General features: G+C 48.7%; 12 protein-coding genes. All 12 read right to left on the bottom strand.

Annotated features, from left to right (window positions below):
* Nucleotides 1-169: 169 nt before the first annotated feature.
* Genes RDK53_RS06065 through RDK53_RS06010 form a run of 12 tightly spaced genes read right to left on the bottom strand, consistent with a single transcriptional unit; the run spans nucleotide 170 to nucleotide 16,530 of the window.
* Nucleotides 170-739: a hypothetical protein gene (locus RDK53_RS06065; RefSeq protein ID WP_308513743.1), complete on the bottom strand. Its 570-nt coding sequence runs from the start codon at nucleotides 737-739 to the stop codon at nucleotides 170-172.
* Nucleotides 740-794: 55 nt separating this feature from the next.
* Nucleotides 795-2,006 carry a type IV secretion system protein VirB10 gene (gene virB10, locus RDK53_RS06060; protein WP_308513742.1) on the bottom strand — a complete coding sequence of 404 codons (1,212 nt, stop codon included), beginning with the start codon at nucleotides 2,004-2,006 and terminating at the stop codon, nucleotides 795-797.
* Nucleotides 2,007-2,855 (bottom strand): TrbG/VirB9 family P-type conjugative transfer protein, encoded by an 849-nt coding sequence (locus tag RDK53_RS06055; RefSeq protein WP_308513741.1) that lies wholly within the window; start codon nucleotides 2,853-2,855, stop codon nucleotides 2,007-2,009. It abuts the gene before it with no gap.
* A complete protein-coding gene (locus RDK53_RS06050) occupies nucleotides 2,852-3,601 on the bottom strand; it encodes a type IV secretion system protein (RefSeq protein ID WP_308513740.1) in 750 nt (249 codons plus the stop codon). Before RDK53_RS06050 ends, RDK53_RS06055 begins: the two co-directional genes overlap by 4 nt.
* Nucleotides 3,602-3,610: 9 nt before the next feature.
* Nucleotides 3,611-3,850 (bottom strand): hypothetical protein, encoded by a 240-nt coding sequence (locus RDK53_RS06045; RefSeq protein WP_308513739.1) that lies wholly within the window; start codon nucleotides 3,848-3,850, stop codon nucleotides 3,611-3,613.
* A gap of 13 nt (nucleotides 3,851-3,863) precedes the next feature.
* A complete protein-coding gene (locus tag RDK53_RS06040) occupies nucleotides 3,864-5,444 on the bottom strand; it encodes a type IV secretion system protein (protein WP_308513738.1) in 1,581 nt (526 codons plus the stop codon).
* Between the two features lie 12 nt (nucleotides 5,445-5,456).
* Complete coding sequence (locus RDK53_RS06035) at nucleotides 5,457-6,239, bottom strand: type IV secretion system protein (RefSeq protein ID WP_308513737.1); 783 nt, start codon at nucleotides 6,237-6,239, stop codon at nucleotides 5,457-5,459.
* Nucleotides 6,182-8,644 carry a VirB4 family type IV secretion/conjugal transfer ATPase gene (locus RDK53_RS06030; RefSeq protein ID WP_308513736.1) on the bottom strand — a complete coding sequence of 821 codons (2,463 nt, stop codon included), beginning with the start codon at nucleotides 8,642-8,644 and terminating at the stop codon, nucleotides 6,182-6,184. Before RDK53_RS06030 ends, RDK53_RS06035 begins: the two co-directional genes overlap by 58 nt.
* A 3-nt stretch (nucleotides 8,645-8,647) precedes the next feature.
* Nucleotides 8,648-8,974 (bottom strand): VirB3 family type IV secretion system protein, encoded by a 327-nt coding sequence (locus RDK53_RS06025; protein ID WP_308513735.1) that lies wholly within the window; start codon nucleotides 8,972-8,974, stop codon nucleotides 8,648-8,650.
* The gene (locus RDK53_RS06020) at nucleotides 8,975-9,253 is read right to left on the bottom strand and encodes a TrbC/VirB2 family protein (protein ID WP_308513734.1); all 279 of its coding nucleotides are present in this window, start codon (nucleotides 9,251-9,253) and stop codon (nucleotides 8,975-8,977) included.
* A gap of 25 nt (nucleotides 9,254-9,278) precedes the next feature.
* Nucleotides 9,279-9,968, bottom strand: coding sequence for a lytic transglycosylase domain-containing protein (locus RDK53_RS06015; protein WP_308513733.1), 690 nt, complete (start codon nucleotides 9,966-9,968; stop codon nucleotides 9,279-9,281).
* A 49-nt stretch (nucleotides 9,969-10,017) separates the two neighbouring features.
* Nucleotides 10,018-16,530 (bottom strand): autotransporter domain-containing protein, encoded by a 6,513-nt coding sequence (locus RDK53_RS06010; protein ID WP_308513732.1) that lies wholly within the window; start codon nucleotides 16,528-16,530, stop codon nucleotides 10,018-10,020.
* Nucleotides 16,531-16,543: the final 13 nt, after the last annotated feature.

Genomic DNA, 16,543 nt, shown 5'->3' with positions numbered 1-16,543 from the left:
TGAGACTGCCGGAGCTGGACTCCGGCTAGATCACTGAAAAACGCAAAATATCAGATTGCCGCCCGGAGCCGTCTTTGAAGATGAGATCATACTTAGGTACACATTTCCAATATAGACCGGTTGGAAAGGATCGTCATTAAGTTGGCTCTTGGAGTTTTCTTTTGCTTGACTATTTAACTTGAATGAATGTTTGTTCTTTATAAATATAAATAAAGTATGGGTCTAAGAGTTTTCCTCCGTACCATTTATTAAAAAGGAAGAAAAATACCGCGTTTAACAAGAGGAATTCCAGCAGCAATTTAAAAAAAGACGGATCGCTTCTATTCACTAAGAAAAGTAGCGGGCACGTTACAAATGCAAATACACAATATACAAACCTCTTAAATACGTTCTGATCGACTGAAACCTTTTTGATATTTTCTAAAACACGAGAAAGGGAGTTTGTTACCTCCCTTTTATCGACACCGCGTTGTTTTTTGTTCAGTTTCTTAATAAGTGCAATTTTTGCAACGTAAGAGCCTCCGAAGAGTTTCTCGTCAAAATGCAGTCGCAATGCAGCATTAGCGCCAACCTGATCTCTAAGCACGCTTGTTAGTCTGAGTTTTGCTTCGGCAAGATTTTTCGTTTTGGACTTGACGATGACATCGAACGGGAACACCTTTAAGACAATAAAACCATCGGTAACGCCGTTCTCAAAAATAAATACTTTTTTGGGGATTGTGAAGTTGGTGTCTGTCATTTTTTTTTGTGATAAGGGCCCGAGTACATTAGTCCACGGGCCGTATGTTTGAGTTCTATCGGCTTGTGGGCTTCAGCTGATAAACCTTGGAGAAGTCCACGTCTCTGGCAACAAAGATGCCGACACGTTCGCCCTGATTCTTTGTGAGCGTCGGAGGAATGTTGCCTGACTGACGCATAGCTTCCTGAATGATTTGATTCATACCGTCTTCACTGTTCTGATAGTAATTAACGCCGCCGTTGTTTTCCGTTTGTTTGGTCATAGCGAAGTCAAAACCGTCTTGAATCAGAGTAAAGAGCAGTGCGTTTCCGAAGCGAGCCCACCAATGGAAGTCAATTTCTCCGGCCATGCCCGAACCTCCAAGAGCATCGGTTGCCGGACTGTCGATATTGACACGCACGCCTTTAGGCGTCTGAATCTGCGTCCACAGAACGAAAATTCGGTTCAAACCGTTTTCTACCGCTCCCTTGTACTCTCCGATTGCTTTTGAACCACGCTCAATCAGAAGTACGCGACCGTTCGCACTGTAAACGTCGCGGGGGATGACGCACGAAGTCATGCCGGGAACCGTCGTATCAAGCTTGGTTTCTAAAACACAGTCTATGAACGTGCCTTTAGGAAGAAGCAGATTTCTGTCCGGCATCATGACGGCACTGGTTGGAGGAGTTGAAACGCTTGAGAGCAGTCCGCCTAATTTTCCGCCGGAAGATCGCCCGGTACCGGAGTCGTAGCCCTCTTCACGGAGGGTGGCTGCAAATCCCTTTCCCCCACTTTCTTCCGCTCCCTGTAAGGCTCCTCCATCGCCCATCATGGGGGCCATGTTTCTCTTTTCAGCGAGTGTCGGTTCAGGTTTTTCTTTGGTGCTGTTGACCATCGGACTGCTTGCAGCTTGCTGCGTCTGTATCGCCGGAGGCTCCTGAATCAGCCCGGCCTCTTTTTCCGGTTTCGGCTCAGCCGGTTCCTTTATCACCACGGGTGCGGGCGGCGCCTCCGGCGGCTGAATCTGCGAGAGAGGAGGAAGCGTGAGCGTGCGTCCGGAAAGCATCGGAGTTGCTTGCTCCTGTTGCTTAGGCTGCGCGTTTCTCGAAGAATGCTTCTGATAGAAACCGAAGGCAATGCAAATCAGCATGAACACGACTAACGCTGCCATCAAAGCCAAGTTTCTGTTTTTTGTCGGGGATGATTTTTTCCCGGCAACGCTCGGGATTCCGATTTCAGCAGGATTGGGTTGAGAACCGGAAATCTGCGGTGTTGTGTTTTCATTCATTTAGTTCACCTCTTTGACGAGTTCTCGTTTCAGTCCGGGCACCGACACACCCGAGTCGTTCGGAGCTCCGCCGCCGCTGTAGGTTTCGTTGTAAATGCCGACGACAGCTTGTCCGGCTCTAAGCCTCAGTTCTCGGTAAACACCGTGAACAACGAGCCAGTCGCCTTTGATGTGAGAGTTAAGCAGTGTTTCTTCTTCGTTCTCAGAGACTCTGTAAACCGCCGGGAAGTCTGTGTGCCGATCAAACTTCAGGTACGTGAACCTTCCATTGTCAAACACTTCCAAAGGAGCGATTTCCTTGGAAAGAGGAGAAGAGCCGAAATTTTCGCTGTAAAACTTATTAACTTCGGATCGGTTCTCGGAATCGGTCTTATCGGTGATCTCTTTATCGGACTGATTCAGCAGCGAGTCAACGGTCTTCTTGTTCGCATTTTCCTGAGCTTTGGCCGCTTCTTCCAGCGGATACCGGAAGGTCAGGCTGTAGGTTGCCTTGGCTCTGGAACCCGGATGCACATCAAAGAGGTACGTATGTTTATCCGTCACAATCACAAGATTGGTCGCTCCGTCGAAGTCTTTGGGCTTCAGGAAGAAATTATTGCCTCGGGCCTGAAACTCCCAAGCGGTTGAATACCCGGAACCGAAATCACGAATTTTTTCTCCCGGTGAAAATGTGATGGTTGTAATCAGCCCGTTTGCGGCCCGGATCGGATACACCTGACCGGGTTTGTAGTCCGTGTACATCACTCGTGCGTCATATTGACTTGCCGTCGGACGCTCTAAAGCATTAACTGAGAGCCCGCAGCCGAGGAAAGATGCAGTCAGCAAAAGGCAGCAAAGACTTTTTCTCATGGCGCAGCTCCTTCAATGATCGGATCAACTCGGTAGCTTGTGACCGTAAAACCAAATGGGTTTACAAGCCTCTGAGCCTCGTCCATTGAATAATTCGGGTTGTATTCATATCCGATGGTTGCACGCCAAGAGTTCCTTGCTTCTTCATTGTTGCTGTACGTGTCTACCAGACGTTTGGTAAAGCGGACGGTTGCGATTCCGTTTCCGTTGGGAACGACGGATTCAACATTGCAGATGATCTTCTTTTTGTCTTTAAGAAGGTTCTGAAGGGACTTCTTATTGTCCAGCCCGTACTGGTGGTCATAAGGGTTGAATACTTCAGGAACGCTCATCAGGCGGACTCGCGCATGGTCGTTTTCCAGCGTGCGGTAGTCGTAGCTTTCATGGCTCTGCGTGTACAGATTGAGCCAATACTTGTCCATCATCTCATCGACGGGGATGTTTTGCGGATCACGGATGTCGATCACCCGGGTAGTGCCGTTGCTCTTATCCAGCTCGACGATAAAGGGATAAGCCTCCTTTTTCACCGCGATCACAATGCAGATAATGCTCACCAGCACTAATAGGCACCCCATGATCTTGGCGGCTGTCCAACCGGCTTTGGCCTGTTTTTCCTTCAGCGCCATACGCTCAACGGTCCAATCCAGAGCTTCGTGATAGGGATAAGCCGGTTTGTTCACGGTTTCTTTTGCAGCTGAAGGAGCGGCTTCTGCTTGGGGCGTGGGTTTCTTTTTCTTGAAAAACATATTCTTTTCCTATTCGTTGTCTTGGTTTTCATATCCGAAACTGAAATTCCGTGTAACCCGGTCTTTTCCAAAGTTGAGTTTCGCTTCTTCTTTTTTCTGCATTGCTTCCTTTTGTCTTTGCTGTGCAAATTCCGTTACCGGGACGCGAATGCCGGAAGGTGTCGGAGGTTTTGTGGCGCCGCAGCCGGTTAAAACAAAGGCTGTAAAAGCGCCGGTTAAGATTGAATAGAGAAGTTTTTTTGATTGCATTGTTCACTCTTCTTTACTTCTGTTTTTTTAAGATTTCATTGGCGATTCGTTCGTTTTCCCGGCTTTGTGCTTCATTCACTTGTTCTGAAGACCCTGAACTCTGAGACGACTGAGGAATGTTTTGTTCAGGCGTCGGAGTATTGAATTGAGCTCTTTGGTCAAACTGCGAATGATCCGCAGAGAAATCAAAAACCGGATCTGGTGAGCCGGAATTGCCGGTCGCTGCTGAAGCTGACACTCCTGAAGGAGATGTCGGCTGTGCAACGGAAGCCGGTTGTGCTCCGTATGCAGCACCGAGCGCCGCAGCGTTGGCTGCCGCTACCTTTTCCTGCTGTGGCGTCTGGTTCATGTTTGCCGGGCCTGAAAATGCAGGTGCAGGGGCGCCTGAAGAGCCGGAAGCACTTCCTCCTGACGGGCCGGAAGAACCCGCGTTTGTCGGAGTTCTTAATTTGTCCGGGTCGGTGAAGAACTGTCTGACTGCGCCTGCCGCGTAACCGGCAGTCGCTGCTGCAAATGAACCGGGATTGGTAAGGCCGCCGCTGCCTAAAAGGTGCTGTGCTTGTGACTTCAGGGCGTCACGGTTTTCTTTAGCGTAATCCGTATCCTGAGCATTGGCGCGACCGTACATACCGCCCGCGTACCCCAGCATGGCGCCGCCCGTGACGGCTGCCATCGTTCTGCCGAAACTTTGCAGCATACCTGCCACCGAGGCAGCCTGAAGCGCAACTCCTCCGGTAAGACCGGCGGCAAATGTGGGGATAGATTTCACAACTGTTGCAAGAGCTAGAACTACAACGGCAAAAACACCTAAGTTAACTAACAGAACTCCATAGTCTTTTCCGCCTTCGGCAGCTATCGCAAACTCGGTTATTTGATCAATTCTCTCTGCAAAGATACCGTTAATCAGTGAGAGTGTTCCTGCCACTGCGACAAGAGTAAAGGCCCAGCAGACCACCGCTCTGAGCCAACCATCGAACCACGTCCGCGTTACGGTGAACATCAATGTGCAGATAAACAGCGGCCCGAAAGCCAGCCCCATGACAAGAAAGATTTCATAAAGAAGCAAGTAACCGACAGCGAAAAACATGAAGTAAATGCATACCACCAGCATAAGCACCATGAGTAAAATGATGAACAGGCTCGTGGCAATGCTTTCACCGATGGACCAAACGCTCCAAGAGCTGTTCGACCAAATGTTGTAAATGGCCTGAAAGCCGTTCATAAAGGTTTGCCATGTTTGGTCAGCAGCTCCCCAAGCGTTATTTATGTCACTTGCGGTCGTGGCGTGGGATATTGCATTCAACAGCAGGTTTTCGATGCCATAGACCGCCGGGATAACATAAGTCACGAAATTCGCGGCATTCAGTCCGAAAAAAGCGACCAATACGATCTTTACGCATTGTGTGATCAAGTCGGGTATCGCGCCTTCCGCCCGGCCTGTCGTGATCTGATAGGCCCGGGCAAAAAAGTAGATCATGATGCCGGTGTAAATAATCGGACTGATGCTCGAGATGATCTCGCCTGAAACGGAATTGGCAAAACCAGCCATTGTTCCTCTGACTTGATTCCCGAAGGCTTCAAAAGTACCCGCCATAGGATTCTCCTTTTAGTTTTTCGGCGGACGAATGGCTCGTTGAATATCCGCTTGCGTCATTCTCGGAAACATCTTTTGATGCGCTTCTCTTTCAGCTTGTTGACGTACCAGCTCGTTTTGCTTATCCATCTGAGCCTGTTGGAACTGTGCAGCCAATTGAGACGATTGCAGCGCAACCTGTTCAGCCTGAATGCGGGCGGAAAGATCGGCAATGGATTTGGCATCCGTTGCGGTGTTGATCCGACTCATTAGCGATTCAATGTTTTGAAGGCGCTGGTTGGCGGTATTGGCTGCTTCTTCCAAAACTGCCTGTTGCTCCGCTTCAAATTCCCGTGCCTTAAGACAGTTTTGCTTGACTTCACCGTCAAGATTGCTGCACGCGTCTCCGAGCTTTAGCCGGTTAAAAATATCTCGGCCCAAACTGCTGAGTGACGACGTGCCGTTCATTATTCCGTTGAGACGACTGCGGGCGGAGGTTGGTATCAGACTTCTCAGATTCAGGTTGTAATCCACCAGTCCCAATCCGCGAGTTCCGGTGAAGTTTTGCAGCGTGTTGACTGCCGTGTTGTACTGCTGAACCATGTTCGAGTACATCTGCTGCATCTGCGTGAGCTGCTGCACCATTTGTGCAATGGCAGCCGCATCCACGGTAGGAATGCCGGACGCCAAAGCGGAAGTACCGGAGCAAACACCGGCGGAAAGCATAACGGCAAGTATGATTTTCTTGTATTTCATTTTTAATCCTCCTTGGATGTCTGAGGAAGGGGTTTGTCCCCGAAGAAATAAGGAATCCAAACTTCAGGGTCGTCTCCTACGAGAGAAAATAGTTTTTCTCCGAACTTGGTGGTTCCGGCAGTCCCGGAAAAAATCTTCAGAGCACGTTTGAAATTTCCGAGATCAAGCCGAATCATCACGGACACAGGCCCCTGCTTAATCAGCATCAGACGGCTTTGTGTATCGAGGCTCTTGATGATCGAAAACTCGTCCTTCGTACACTTGAACCCTTCCGTGTAATCCTTTTCATTCGCGTAGGGATTGGGCAGGTAGATTTTTGTAGCCGTGTTGTCCACAAACGCGGAACCTCTTTCGCTTTTCAGAACATCCTCGGGAGACTGAGAAGCAAACACAAAAATACCGTTCTGCTTACGAATCGTCTTGAGCTTGTCGAACGCAAACTGAGCCGTAGCCGGGTCGGAGAGATATTTCCAGAACTCATCCATCACAATGATGGTTCGTCTCTTGTCCTTCATTACCTGAGTTTCAATCAGATAAAGGAGAATTTCCGTAATCGGGCCGCGGACATCCTCATTTTCCAAAAAGTCCGTACCGTCAATTCCGAAGTTGGGAAATTCATTGAGATCAAGCGTGTTGATTTCATTGTCAAAGGCCCATGCAAGAGGCCCTGTCTCAATCCACTTAGACAGGCGCATCGTAAGCGAGTTCTGCGCGTCTTCAACCCGTTCACCCGTCTGAAGGCTTTGCGGCAGCACAGCAAGTCTTCGGTACTTAGCGGGCATGGACATGACCGTCTCAACTGCTGTTGCGATCCGCTGCTCATCCAACGGAGTGATCTGAAGTCCGTCGCGTCCGATCAGCCGCTTTGTCCATCCGATCAAAAACTGGATGTTTTCTGTTGTCGGTTCCAACTGGAAGGGATTGATGCCGGAAGGTTTCCCGTTTTCAATTGCCAAATATCCCCCGCCCATCGCTTTAATGGCAAGCTCGGCACCTTTGTCTTTATCAAATAGGATGACCGAGAGCTGATGGTCTTTATCGCGATACTTTTGCGCCGAGCACAAAAGGAAATTCAGCAATACGGTTTTACCCGCGCCGGATGCTCCGAGAATTGCAGTATTCCCAAGCGGCACGTCTCCCAAAGAATCCTTTTCGGGATCGGTGTAATGAAAATTAAAGTAATACGGCTGATCGCTCGGCATTTTCATTAACGCGACGGCTTCGCCCCAAGGGTTTCGGTCGCGTTTTCCACATGGGAAATTATGAAAACTGGCGAGATGAGCAAAATTCATACTTGAGATTTTTGCGACCCGCGGGCGGTCCTTTCTTCCGGGAAGCTGATGCAGATAAGACGTGACCAGCGCGAGAGTGGACTTGATCGGTAAAAATCCCGCATCTTGCAATTTCTTTACCGAGTCATTCGCATTGGCAACGACGGTATCGTCAGTGCCGAACACCAGCAGCGAATAACTATAGTCACCGATCACAATTTGACCGTTGGCGACCATATCGCGGGCCACAGAAAGATATTGCATCTGTGAAACCGCATCGTCTTGAGCCGACCTTAACTGGTTTTGCTGCAACTTCAGAGCTTTGAGCCCCTTGTTTTTGGATAGAGCCGTAAAAGTCTGAGTTTCAATAAAGGGATAAGAACTCTGATCAAAATTGGTGTTGTAGAGCAGCCCGTCAAGCAGCCGGGAATACGTTGCCATCGGATAATCTTTAAGCTCTATCGACTGCACATAGGACTTTCCCAATGCCGTTTGAAATTCAAGGGTATCAGCACCCCCGAAAACCTGAACGTTCCCGAGCGCTTCGTTAAGCGGCATGAACGGAACACGGACTTTCTGCCATTGCCCGGTCAGCAGGTAGTTGTAGAAGGAGAGCTGATGAGAAAAAATAATTCCTTGCTCGTCCGAATATTCTCCAAGCACTGCGGGCTCGTAATCCCTAAGTGAACTTACCAGCTGATCGAAGACTTTTCCGAAAACCTCCAAGCGCTCTTTAAGTTCCTCCCGGATTTCCGATTCTTTGTACTTATCCCTCTTCAATGCCGTCGCTTTATGGCTGACCAACGACACATAAAGTTCGGTCGCCATCAGGTTATTTTCCGAGATTTCACTGTTGTAGGCGCGAACAAAGTCTCTGACAAAACGGCTGCTCAAATTCTCGTCCGGCACAGAAAGTTGGTCGTGAATCACGCGTCGGATTCTATGCACCTTGAGAGACATTTCATCCGTGGAGGAAGCGCTTGCCATCACTTTTAAGAAGTTATTCTGGCGCTCCGCGTCTCTTTGGAGCGCTTCGTTGGAAACCGCCTCAAAAACCTTTCCGGAAATCTTTACAGTCGCAACCAAATCTCCTTCACGACAGATCACAACGCCGGGCGCAATGACTGCCGAATACGGAATAAACTGCGACAGGCTTTTTTCGAATTTTTCAAGCGATTTTCTTTGGGCAAACATTGTTTACTCCTTGCTTTTTTCAAATACAAAAAGCTCTTTTCTTTCTTGTTTGGGACTCAAACTTGTGACGTTTCCCCAAAACTGTCGATTTTTGGTTTGAATGAGGTTGATGCGAATGTAGGAGAGCAGCTGAGAAAAAATCTGCTCATCCTTATCCGCTACAGACTTCAAATAAAAATGCGTTATCGGTGCGATCAGAATCAAAGGAATCCAAACCCATACTGCCAAAAGCGCAATGACACCGATGTTCAAAACAAAAACCTTGAGCGGGACGCCCCCGATGCAAGCCGGTCGCGTCGCGCCTTTAAATAGCGGGCTTGATGTTTCCATTTAGCCCACCAGTAATTCAGCCAGCCAAGGGGCTGATGCAATCAAGCAGGCACCTAGGACAGGCCCCCAAACTTGTTGAATGCCGGCGGGAGTAAATAGTATTTTGTAACCCGCCCAGCCAATAGCGATCGTGACGACAACCAAAGAGCAGCCTTGTAATACTCCCAAAATTGTTTGTAGCGTATTGTTTAGGGCTTGGGTTCCGGAAGCAGCAAGTGCAGGGTCGCACAGCATCAAAGCAGCCAGAAGAGCGGGGAATAAGAGGTTGGATTTTTTCATGGTTAAACTCCTAAAGTTGATCGGATTAGAAAATCAATCCGGTTGATGGTTTGTCGCCTTTAGCGACAAGGGTTGAAGATTCTTTTTGTTGCGTTTCAGCCTCCCGGATGGACGGGACGGTCTGTATGACGTTGATCCCGGCATTGGCGCGCACCTTATCCACGTAGCCGTGCCGATAGCCGGTCTGAAAATTTCCTGAGTAGTAGCAGCTCAAGGCATCGTGCAGCGAGTTGCTGCCGCTGTTCTTCTGCGCTCTTTGGTAGCATTCGGAAAGGATTTTTGAAGCTACTTTTAAGTTGGTACAGGCATCCAGCGCTCCGGCGGCATTGATGCCGAGCTTGGAAAAATTCTTCTTATTGATTTGTGCCAAACCGACCGAATAGTTTTTCCCTTCAAGTTCCAGCTGTGCAATGATTGCCATTGCCTCATGGAATGCTTTCGGCTGCCGAGAACCTCCTCCGACAATGCCTATGGCATACGGATTAAAACTAGATTCGGTTCTGACCAATGCGCGCAACGTGTCTTCAGAAATTTCCGGTGCGCAGCGTTTGGCCAAATCCCCGAAATCATCGGCAAAGACCGGTCCGATTACGGAAAAAGCTAAAAATGCCAAAAGCAGTTTTTGATAATTTAGAACTGTCATTGGTTTTCTCTTGGGTTGAGACTCATTGGTCAGCGCCTTCTTAGAGCGCTCACCGATGAATCCTTCATTCATCGGGGTTGTGCGGACTCCTTTCGGAGCCCGCGTTTGTTTTTTGATTTGTTTAGAAACGGTATCTGCCTTCAAGCTTGATACCGGTATCCAGTTTTCCGGCTGAACCTTTAGTCAATCCGAACTGAAGCCCGGCCGTAGCATTACCGCGTTCAACTTGGAATCCGGCCTGCACCTTGGACGCGAAACGTCCGGCAAACTCATTGGTGATTGAGTCCATTTCACCGATGGAAACACCGGAGACCTTGGTCGTGTTCTTCAGATTTCCAATGTTGTAGGTGAAGGTCAGATCAGCCTGCGGACGGACTGTCCAGCTTCCGAAATACGCTTCGCCTTGAACTCCGACTCCAACCGGGAGTTGCAGCAAGTTCGTGGAAGTCTGGTCATAGCTAAAGGCTTTTTGACCGTTGAGCTTGGTTGTGTAGCCTTGAGTATGAGTGCGCAGCCAACGGGCACCGACATGAGGAATCACTTGGAAGTTGTCTGTGAGCTTGAGATTCTTCTCCAACTTTGTGGCGACATTGGCAACAGTATTTTTGATTCGAGCGTCCGCTTTGCTGAAACCGGACCAAGAGGGCAAACCTTGAGAAGCGTTGCTGATGTTCTGGCCGACATTGATAGAACTAATCCAGTTCAGATCATTGCCAAAGTCCTTGGCAACATAGCCGTGCAGCATCCACTGACTGAACTTGTTCTTGGTGTCGATGTAATCACCGAGGGAGTCAGCTTTACCTTTTTGGAAGGAAGCCGCAAACCCGGCTCTCACAGACGGCATAGCTTCAAACTGATGGTCAGCACCGAGGATCAGTCCTCCGGCATCAGCCTTGTAGCCTCCGGTCATATTTCCGGCTCCGTCTAAAGACTTCGTCTTCAGATGCGTTCCCAGAATATCAGCCCACAAATGCAGACCTGAGTAATCCTTCAGATAACCGTTTGAGTAGCCGTAATCACGGAAGGAGAGGTGCTTTTCAACTGAGTCCGTTGCATTGTCTGCTAGGTCGTTCGTGATAGACAAGGCTCCGCTGGCTTGTCCTATCATCACGATGGAATTTAAGAGTTTTGTCTTCATGCCGCGGCTAGCAGTCTTATCTTTAAGGATCTTGCAGATGAGCTTCTCATCGGCTCCGCCGCTGCATGGGCCGTTGAGGGCTTTATTCACATTGTTTGGAATGACAATGTCCGGGTACAGCGTTCTGACGTCAGCGAGCTGCGCGTTGACCCAAATGTTCTTCGGATCATTGTGCAGAGTCAGAATCCACTCCAACCCGGTGCCGGGCTGGGCTAATGCCTGAAGATTGTCTTTAGCGATCCAACCGCCGATCCAGCCGCCGTCGTCTTCATTGCCTGCGGTAATGAAGCCGCTGACAATGGAGTAGTCTCCCGGTTCTTCGAGAGCCCCGAGCACTAAAGTAGCTCCCGGTTCCACCGTTACTTTGGCTATGTCGCTTGTGGTCGTAAAGATGGGAGTATTTGCTGCGACCGGAGCTTTAATAACCGTGTAGCTGCCGTCTGCGAAATACAAATCTCCGTTTCCGATCTGAACGTGATCATCTTCGCTTGTCCAGACTTCCGGTCCGACGGCAATACCGCCTCCCGGGCCGGTCATAACCGGTTCGGTCACGACGAGGCGAGAGGGTACATCCGGGATTCTTAATGCTTGGACGACATCGGCAAAATCAAGGGCATCCTCACCCAATCCTAAATCGCCGTTGTTTTTAACGTAGATATTGGTGTCAATCGGTTTGCTGTCGGTCTTAAATTCGACCTGAGCCTTGTTTTCATCGGCTAACGGCTTATCGTTACCAATGACCAAATCTCCGCCGTTTAAGTCAGTATCTTTGGCATTCAGTTCTCCGCCTCCGATTTCAACTTTCCCGTCATCGATGATCAGTTTGTCGGTATCGGTCTTCCCGGTGTTTTCAAAATCACCGCCGTCAATCTGGATTTCATTCCAGATGGAAATACCGGAGTTCTTATGAGTACCGCCTTCGCCGACCGTCTTAATATCACCTTTTTCATAGACTTTGTTGTCTGAGACACCGCCGTCTTTGATGGTCATATCGTCGTAATTGGCGATTCCGTTGTTCGTCAGATTTCCGGTGACCTCAGTATTTTCGACTTTAGTGGCATCGAGGCTGCCGTCTTTTTCGTTGGTGAAACTGCCGGCAATATTGAGTTTGTTCCAAATAGATATGCCGGAATTGGAGTGGGCGCCGCCTTCTTCAATCTTGAGCCATTCTCCTTTTTCATAGCCGCTGTTAATTGAATTCCCACCGGCATGAATTGTCATGTCTTTGTACTGAGCCTGCCCGGCGTTGGACAAAGTACCGCTGACCTCAGTATTCTCAACTTTGGAGGCGTCCAGCGTCCCGGTGGCAGTATTGACAAATTCTCCTGCCACGTTAAAGCTCGAACCCACATCCAAAGAACCGGAATTCTCTTGTTTACCGGTCTTTGCAACATCAATGCGGTTCCAAATTGAAACCTTGCTGTTGCTGTGAGAGCCGTTAACCGTGAGCCACTCACCTTTCTCATAATTTGAGGTGGTAGAAGAACCGGAATCAGCAATAACCATGTCGTTGTAATTGGCTACTCCCGTGTTGTCTAACTCTCCGGCAATTTGAGAGGTTTGAATACTGGAAGCAGCTAAATTGCCCTTGTTTTCGAATCGGCCTCCGGCAGCCACTTCAAAAGTTTTCTGATCGCCATCCGCATCAGTAACCGGATCAGCTAATGTGGAAGTTGATGAGTCGCTTCCAATAACGAAGTCTTTGAAGTTCTGGATCAGCCCGCCAACAGAGACTTTCTTAAAGAAAGAGCTGCCTTCATTAACGTGCTTGCCTCCTTCTTGGACATCAATGGCTTTTCCGCTTTCCTCCCCTTTATTGTGTGACGAACCGTCTTTAGCAACCGTCAGGACTGAATAAAGTCCGGTGCCTTTATTCAAAAGTTCGTTGCTGACAATAAGGTTGGTTTTATTAGCAGAGCTGAAAATTGCTCCTTCAGCATTTTCAAACCTACCTTTGATGTCAAACGGGATATGGTCTTTATCGGCTACCTGTCCGGAGTGAGAATTTCCCAGCCAAATCTGACCCTCATTAAGCCAGTCTCCGGTTCCGGTGTAGTTATGAGAGTGAAGGATTGATCCTTTATCCACGTGGATTACGCCGTTGTTTTCGATATCCCATACCGCATATTCACCGTTTTTGGCCTCGACATTGCCGCTTTCGTGAACGAGAATGCTGCCGATCCATCCGATGGTAGGTGTGTGAGAGGCGAAAGATCCGTAGGTAAATTTGCCCGAGACTTCAACATGACCGCCGTCATTATTGTCATTTTTAATCAGCGCCGTGTTTTCATTAAAGAGAACGTTGTCCGGCACGCTATGGACATTGTTGCGGTCTTCATCGGTTCTTATATCGTCATCATCGTGATGACCGACAAGACTAAATTCTTTACCGTTCTCGATATGAACTTGGTTCGCGCCTTCGACACTGAGGAAACCGATACCGTTATTGACATCAATAACGTTTGAGTTCTCGTGATTGTGTTCGTTAAAGCCGATGACGAGGTCTTTATTATTGCCGTCTGGATCATTGGCTGACTCGTTATACAGCTTGGTATGACTCAAGACGACGCCGGTTAAAGCGCCTCCTTCGGTTTGCTCGGTATCAAACTGATTAGCCAGATCCACAGTAAGCTTTCCGTCAACCTGCCCGGTAAATGCAAGATAAAGGCCATCGGAAGTATCTGAAGGAGAGCTTGGCTCATCCGGATTGATTGCTCCCGGATTCTCAGCTTCTGCTGCGAAATTTTGCATAGCTTGAACCACACCGGACATCTTTAAATAGTCATCATTAAAGACAACAAGACCGCTTCCGCCTTGGATAGCTGTTTTAACGTCTTCCTTCAAAGATCCGACACTGGTTGCACCGAGCACGTGCGTCGGAACCCCAATTTGTCCGCTGGAGTCAGTTCCGTCGATGGTGAGCAAGTCACGTTTAACTTCGTTAAATACCTGATCGAGCTTGGTTTCGAGTGCACCGCCGGCGAGAACGACAGAGTTTTCTGTTGTCCCGTCAAAACTTAGTTTGTCTGCTTGCAGTACTCCGCCCTCGTAAACATTGACCTTAGTTTCGCTCGTCAATTCAGGGGCATAGACAACCGTCAAATGATCCTTCCATCCTCTTTTACTTTCAGCCGGATCAGTCGTGACGATAATCGGGTTTTTGCCGGAGCCGCTGATATTGATTGTATTGTTCCCCAGACCGGCAGCATTACCTTCTGAATCTTTGATCAGTGAACCATCTACGCGGCCGCCGCTGATATTCAGTGTGGCGTTTTCAAACCAGCCAGAGTCAGACTGAATAGAGCCTCCGGTCTGGTTATAAACAGCGCCGTTCGTCTCTGCAATAGAGGTTAAGTGGAGGGCAGAGGAGTTATCCAAAACAGAACCGGACGCTAACTGTGCGTGACCAAAGTTTGCGTCTCCTTGAACGCTCAGGTTTCCTTTAACGTTCAGTTCACCGCTATGTTCTGCGCCGTTTACGGTAAGTTTTGCACCTTGGTCAACTTCAACTGATCCTGAGCCGGAAACTTTTTGGACTTCATACATACCGGCAGCAGCGAGCAGGGAAGCGTTTGTTTCCGTAAGCTGCACCTCAGCAGCCTTTCCGGAGTAGGTTTCGTTTAAACCCTTGGAGCCGAACACAAGTTTGGAAAGTCCGTCAACAACGGTATTTACCGCTGTCATGACGAAGTTTGTGTTCTCGCCTTTTTCACCGACAAGTTCAAGAGTCTTGCCGTCTTTAACGCTAATAGAGGCTGCTTCGTTGATGCCTTTGAAGCCGGCCGAGTGCTTGACGCCGTTTTCGCCGATTTCTACAGCTTTACCTTCGCCCTCCAAATTGTGGCTCAGGATTGTCACGTCTCTAAGAGATGCGACATTGTCATAAAGCTCATTAACTTTTTGGGTGTTTAATTTATCATCATGTGAAACGCCCGCTATCGTGCCTTGGAACTCAAGGGTCGCTGCACTTCCAAACTTTGCTTTGAATGCCTGCACTAAATCGTCACGTTGGGTAGCCGTGAGATTGACTCCGGTCACGATCACTTTTCCGCCGGTAAAGGAAGCATGGTCGATCAAAGACTGAGCAACGGTCCCGGGAACGTAGTGTCTGAAGAGATCGGTCAACGCAGTTTTGGTTTCCTCCGGCAGAGCTGCTTGCAGACTGACCGTTGACAACGCTGTTTGGCCTTGGCTGCCTAATGAATCAAAAACGTTGGCTGCGTTATTCGTCTGAAGCGTTCCGGAGGAGTTCAGACGCCCGTTGGAGGCAAATTCAAATCCGTTTTGGAAGTTGACTGCACCGCTGTTGTTGAAGCTGCCGGAAATTGCATAGTGAGCAGTTTCAGTCCAGTTTCCCCGGTTATTAAGAGTACCGGTGGAGGATAGGTTACCTCTGGTAGTGACATTCCCGGTTAAAGAAAGCGTTCCGGTATTTGCCAAACTCCCGCCTAGATCGGCGTTCACAATAGTCAAATTGCCAGAATTTGAGGCAGTCCCATTGCTCTGATTGAAATTCGTTATGACTAAAGTTGCCGCGTTTCTCAACACTCCATTGGATTTGTTCAATGTGCCAAAGTCATAACTTCCGGCTGTCACATCAACCGAACCACCGACTTGAGTCAGCAAGGATCTGTTCGAGAGAACTCCACCTGCCAAATTCAAATTATGGCCAACGGAAAACTTCCCTGAGTCAGCACCAACAACGATCGCATCGTTATTTCCAAGAGTTCCTCCGCTGACTGTTAAAGTGCCGTTAATGTGGAAATCGTTAGTTCCGCCCTGTTGGAAATAACCTCCGGTTTGCGTTACGTTGTTGAAGGTGCCGTTTAAAGCATTTGGCGAGTCAAAAATGAATGTGCCTGCGTTTACGAGATTGTTGATTGAAAACGATCCGTATGTTCTTCCGGCTTGAGAGCCGCCGTAGGAGATAAGGCGTCCTGAGTTGTAAACGGTTCCTCCAACATTAAGGCTTGCGTGAATTGTCGGGTCGTTACCGCTTCCCCCGTTACTGATTAGAGAAAGCTCGGAGTCACTGGAAATGTTTAGATCTTTGGAAACATTCAGGGCACTATAGATATCTCCCCCTTCGTCACCGTTATGAGCGACGTGTACCCACGAATTGTTATTGATATTGAAGTTTCCGTTTATAGTCAACGTGTTACTGAGAGAGCTGAAGTAGCCAGCCCCAATGGAAACACAAAGGAAGGCCCCTCTGAAATCTCCGTCTCTTCCTAAGTTCCAAGTCAAATTACCATTGATCGTATGACTGTCGGCAAGTGAGGGACCTCGACCTTGAAAATGGAATCGAGCGTCTTTTCCGACTACATCCCCGTCAATGGTTGTCAGCGCAACAGCAGGTGACGCAATGACACTTAAAACTGCTGCCGCGACTAAAACGGACTTCTTGTTTTGCTGAGATGCCGAGCTAACAGCCTCTGACACAGCAACAAATACGCCTCGGGAGCGGTTGAATACCTTTTTATAAATATTGTTCATAACGTGTTTTGAT

The sequence above is a fragment of the uncultured Turicimonas sp. genome (assembly GCF_902477955.1).
Lineage (GTDB): Bacteria > Pseudomonadota > Gammaproteobacteria > Burkholderiales > Burkholderiaceae_F > Turicimonas.
Note: the sequence above shows the minus strand (reverse complement) of the source record. Positions and strands in the feature narration are given on the sequence as shown.

Coding starts and splice junctions, on each gene's coding strand:
- RDK53_RS06040 (WP_308513738.1), bottom strand. CDS start 5,444: ATGGCGGGTACTTTTGAAGCCTTCGGGAATCAAGTCAGAGGAACAATG.
- RDK53_RS06030 (WP_308513736.1), bottom strand. CDS start 8,644: ATGTTTGCCCAAAGAAAATCGCTTGAAAAATTCGAAAAAAGCCTGTCG.
- RDK53_RS06045 (WP_308513739.1), bottom strand. CDS start 3,850: ATGCAATCAAAAAAACTTCTCTATTCAATCTTAACCGGCGCTTTTACA.
- RDK53_RS06065 (WP_308513743.1), bottom strand. CDS start 739: ATGACAGACACCAACTTCACAATCCCCAAAAAAGTATTTATTTTTGAG.
- RDK53_RS06015 (WP_308513733.1), bottom strand. CDS start 9,968: ATGAATGAAGGATTCATCGGTGAGCGCTCTAAGAAGGCGCTGACCAAT.
- RDK53_RS06010 (WP_308513732.1), bottom strand. CDS start 16,530: ATGAACAATATTTATAAAAAGGTATTCAACCGCTCCCGAGGCGTATTT.
- RDK53_RS06055 (WP_308513741.1), bottom strand. CDS start 2,855: ATGAGAAAAAGTCTTTGCTGCCTTTTGCTGACTGCATCTTTCCTCGGC.
- RDK53_RS06050 (WP_308513740.1), bottom strand. CDS start 3,601: ATGTTTTTCAAGAAAAAGAAACCCACGCCCCAAGCAGAAGCCGCTCCT.
- RDK53_RS06020 (WP_308513734.1), bottom strand. CDS start 9,253: ATGAAAAAATCCAACCTCTTATTCCCCGCTCTTCTGGCTGCTTTGATG.
- virB10 (WP_308513742.1), bottom strand. CDS start 2,006: ATGAATGAAAACACAACACCGCAGATTTCCGGTTCTCAACCCAATCCT.
- RDK53_RS06025 (WP_308513735.1), bottom strand. CDS start 8,974: ATGGAAACATCAAGCCCGCTATTTAAAGGCGCGACGCGACCGGCTTGC.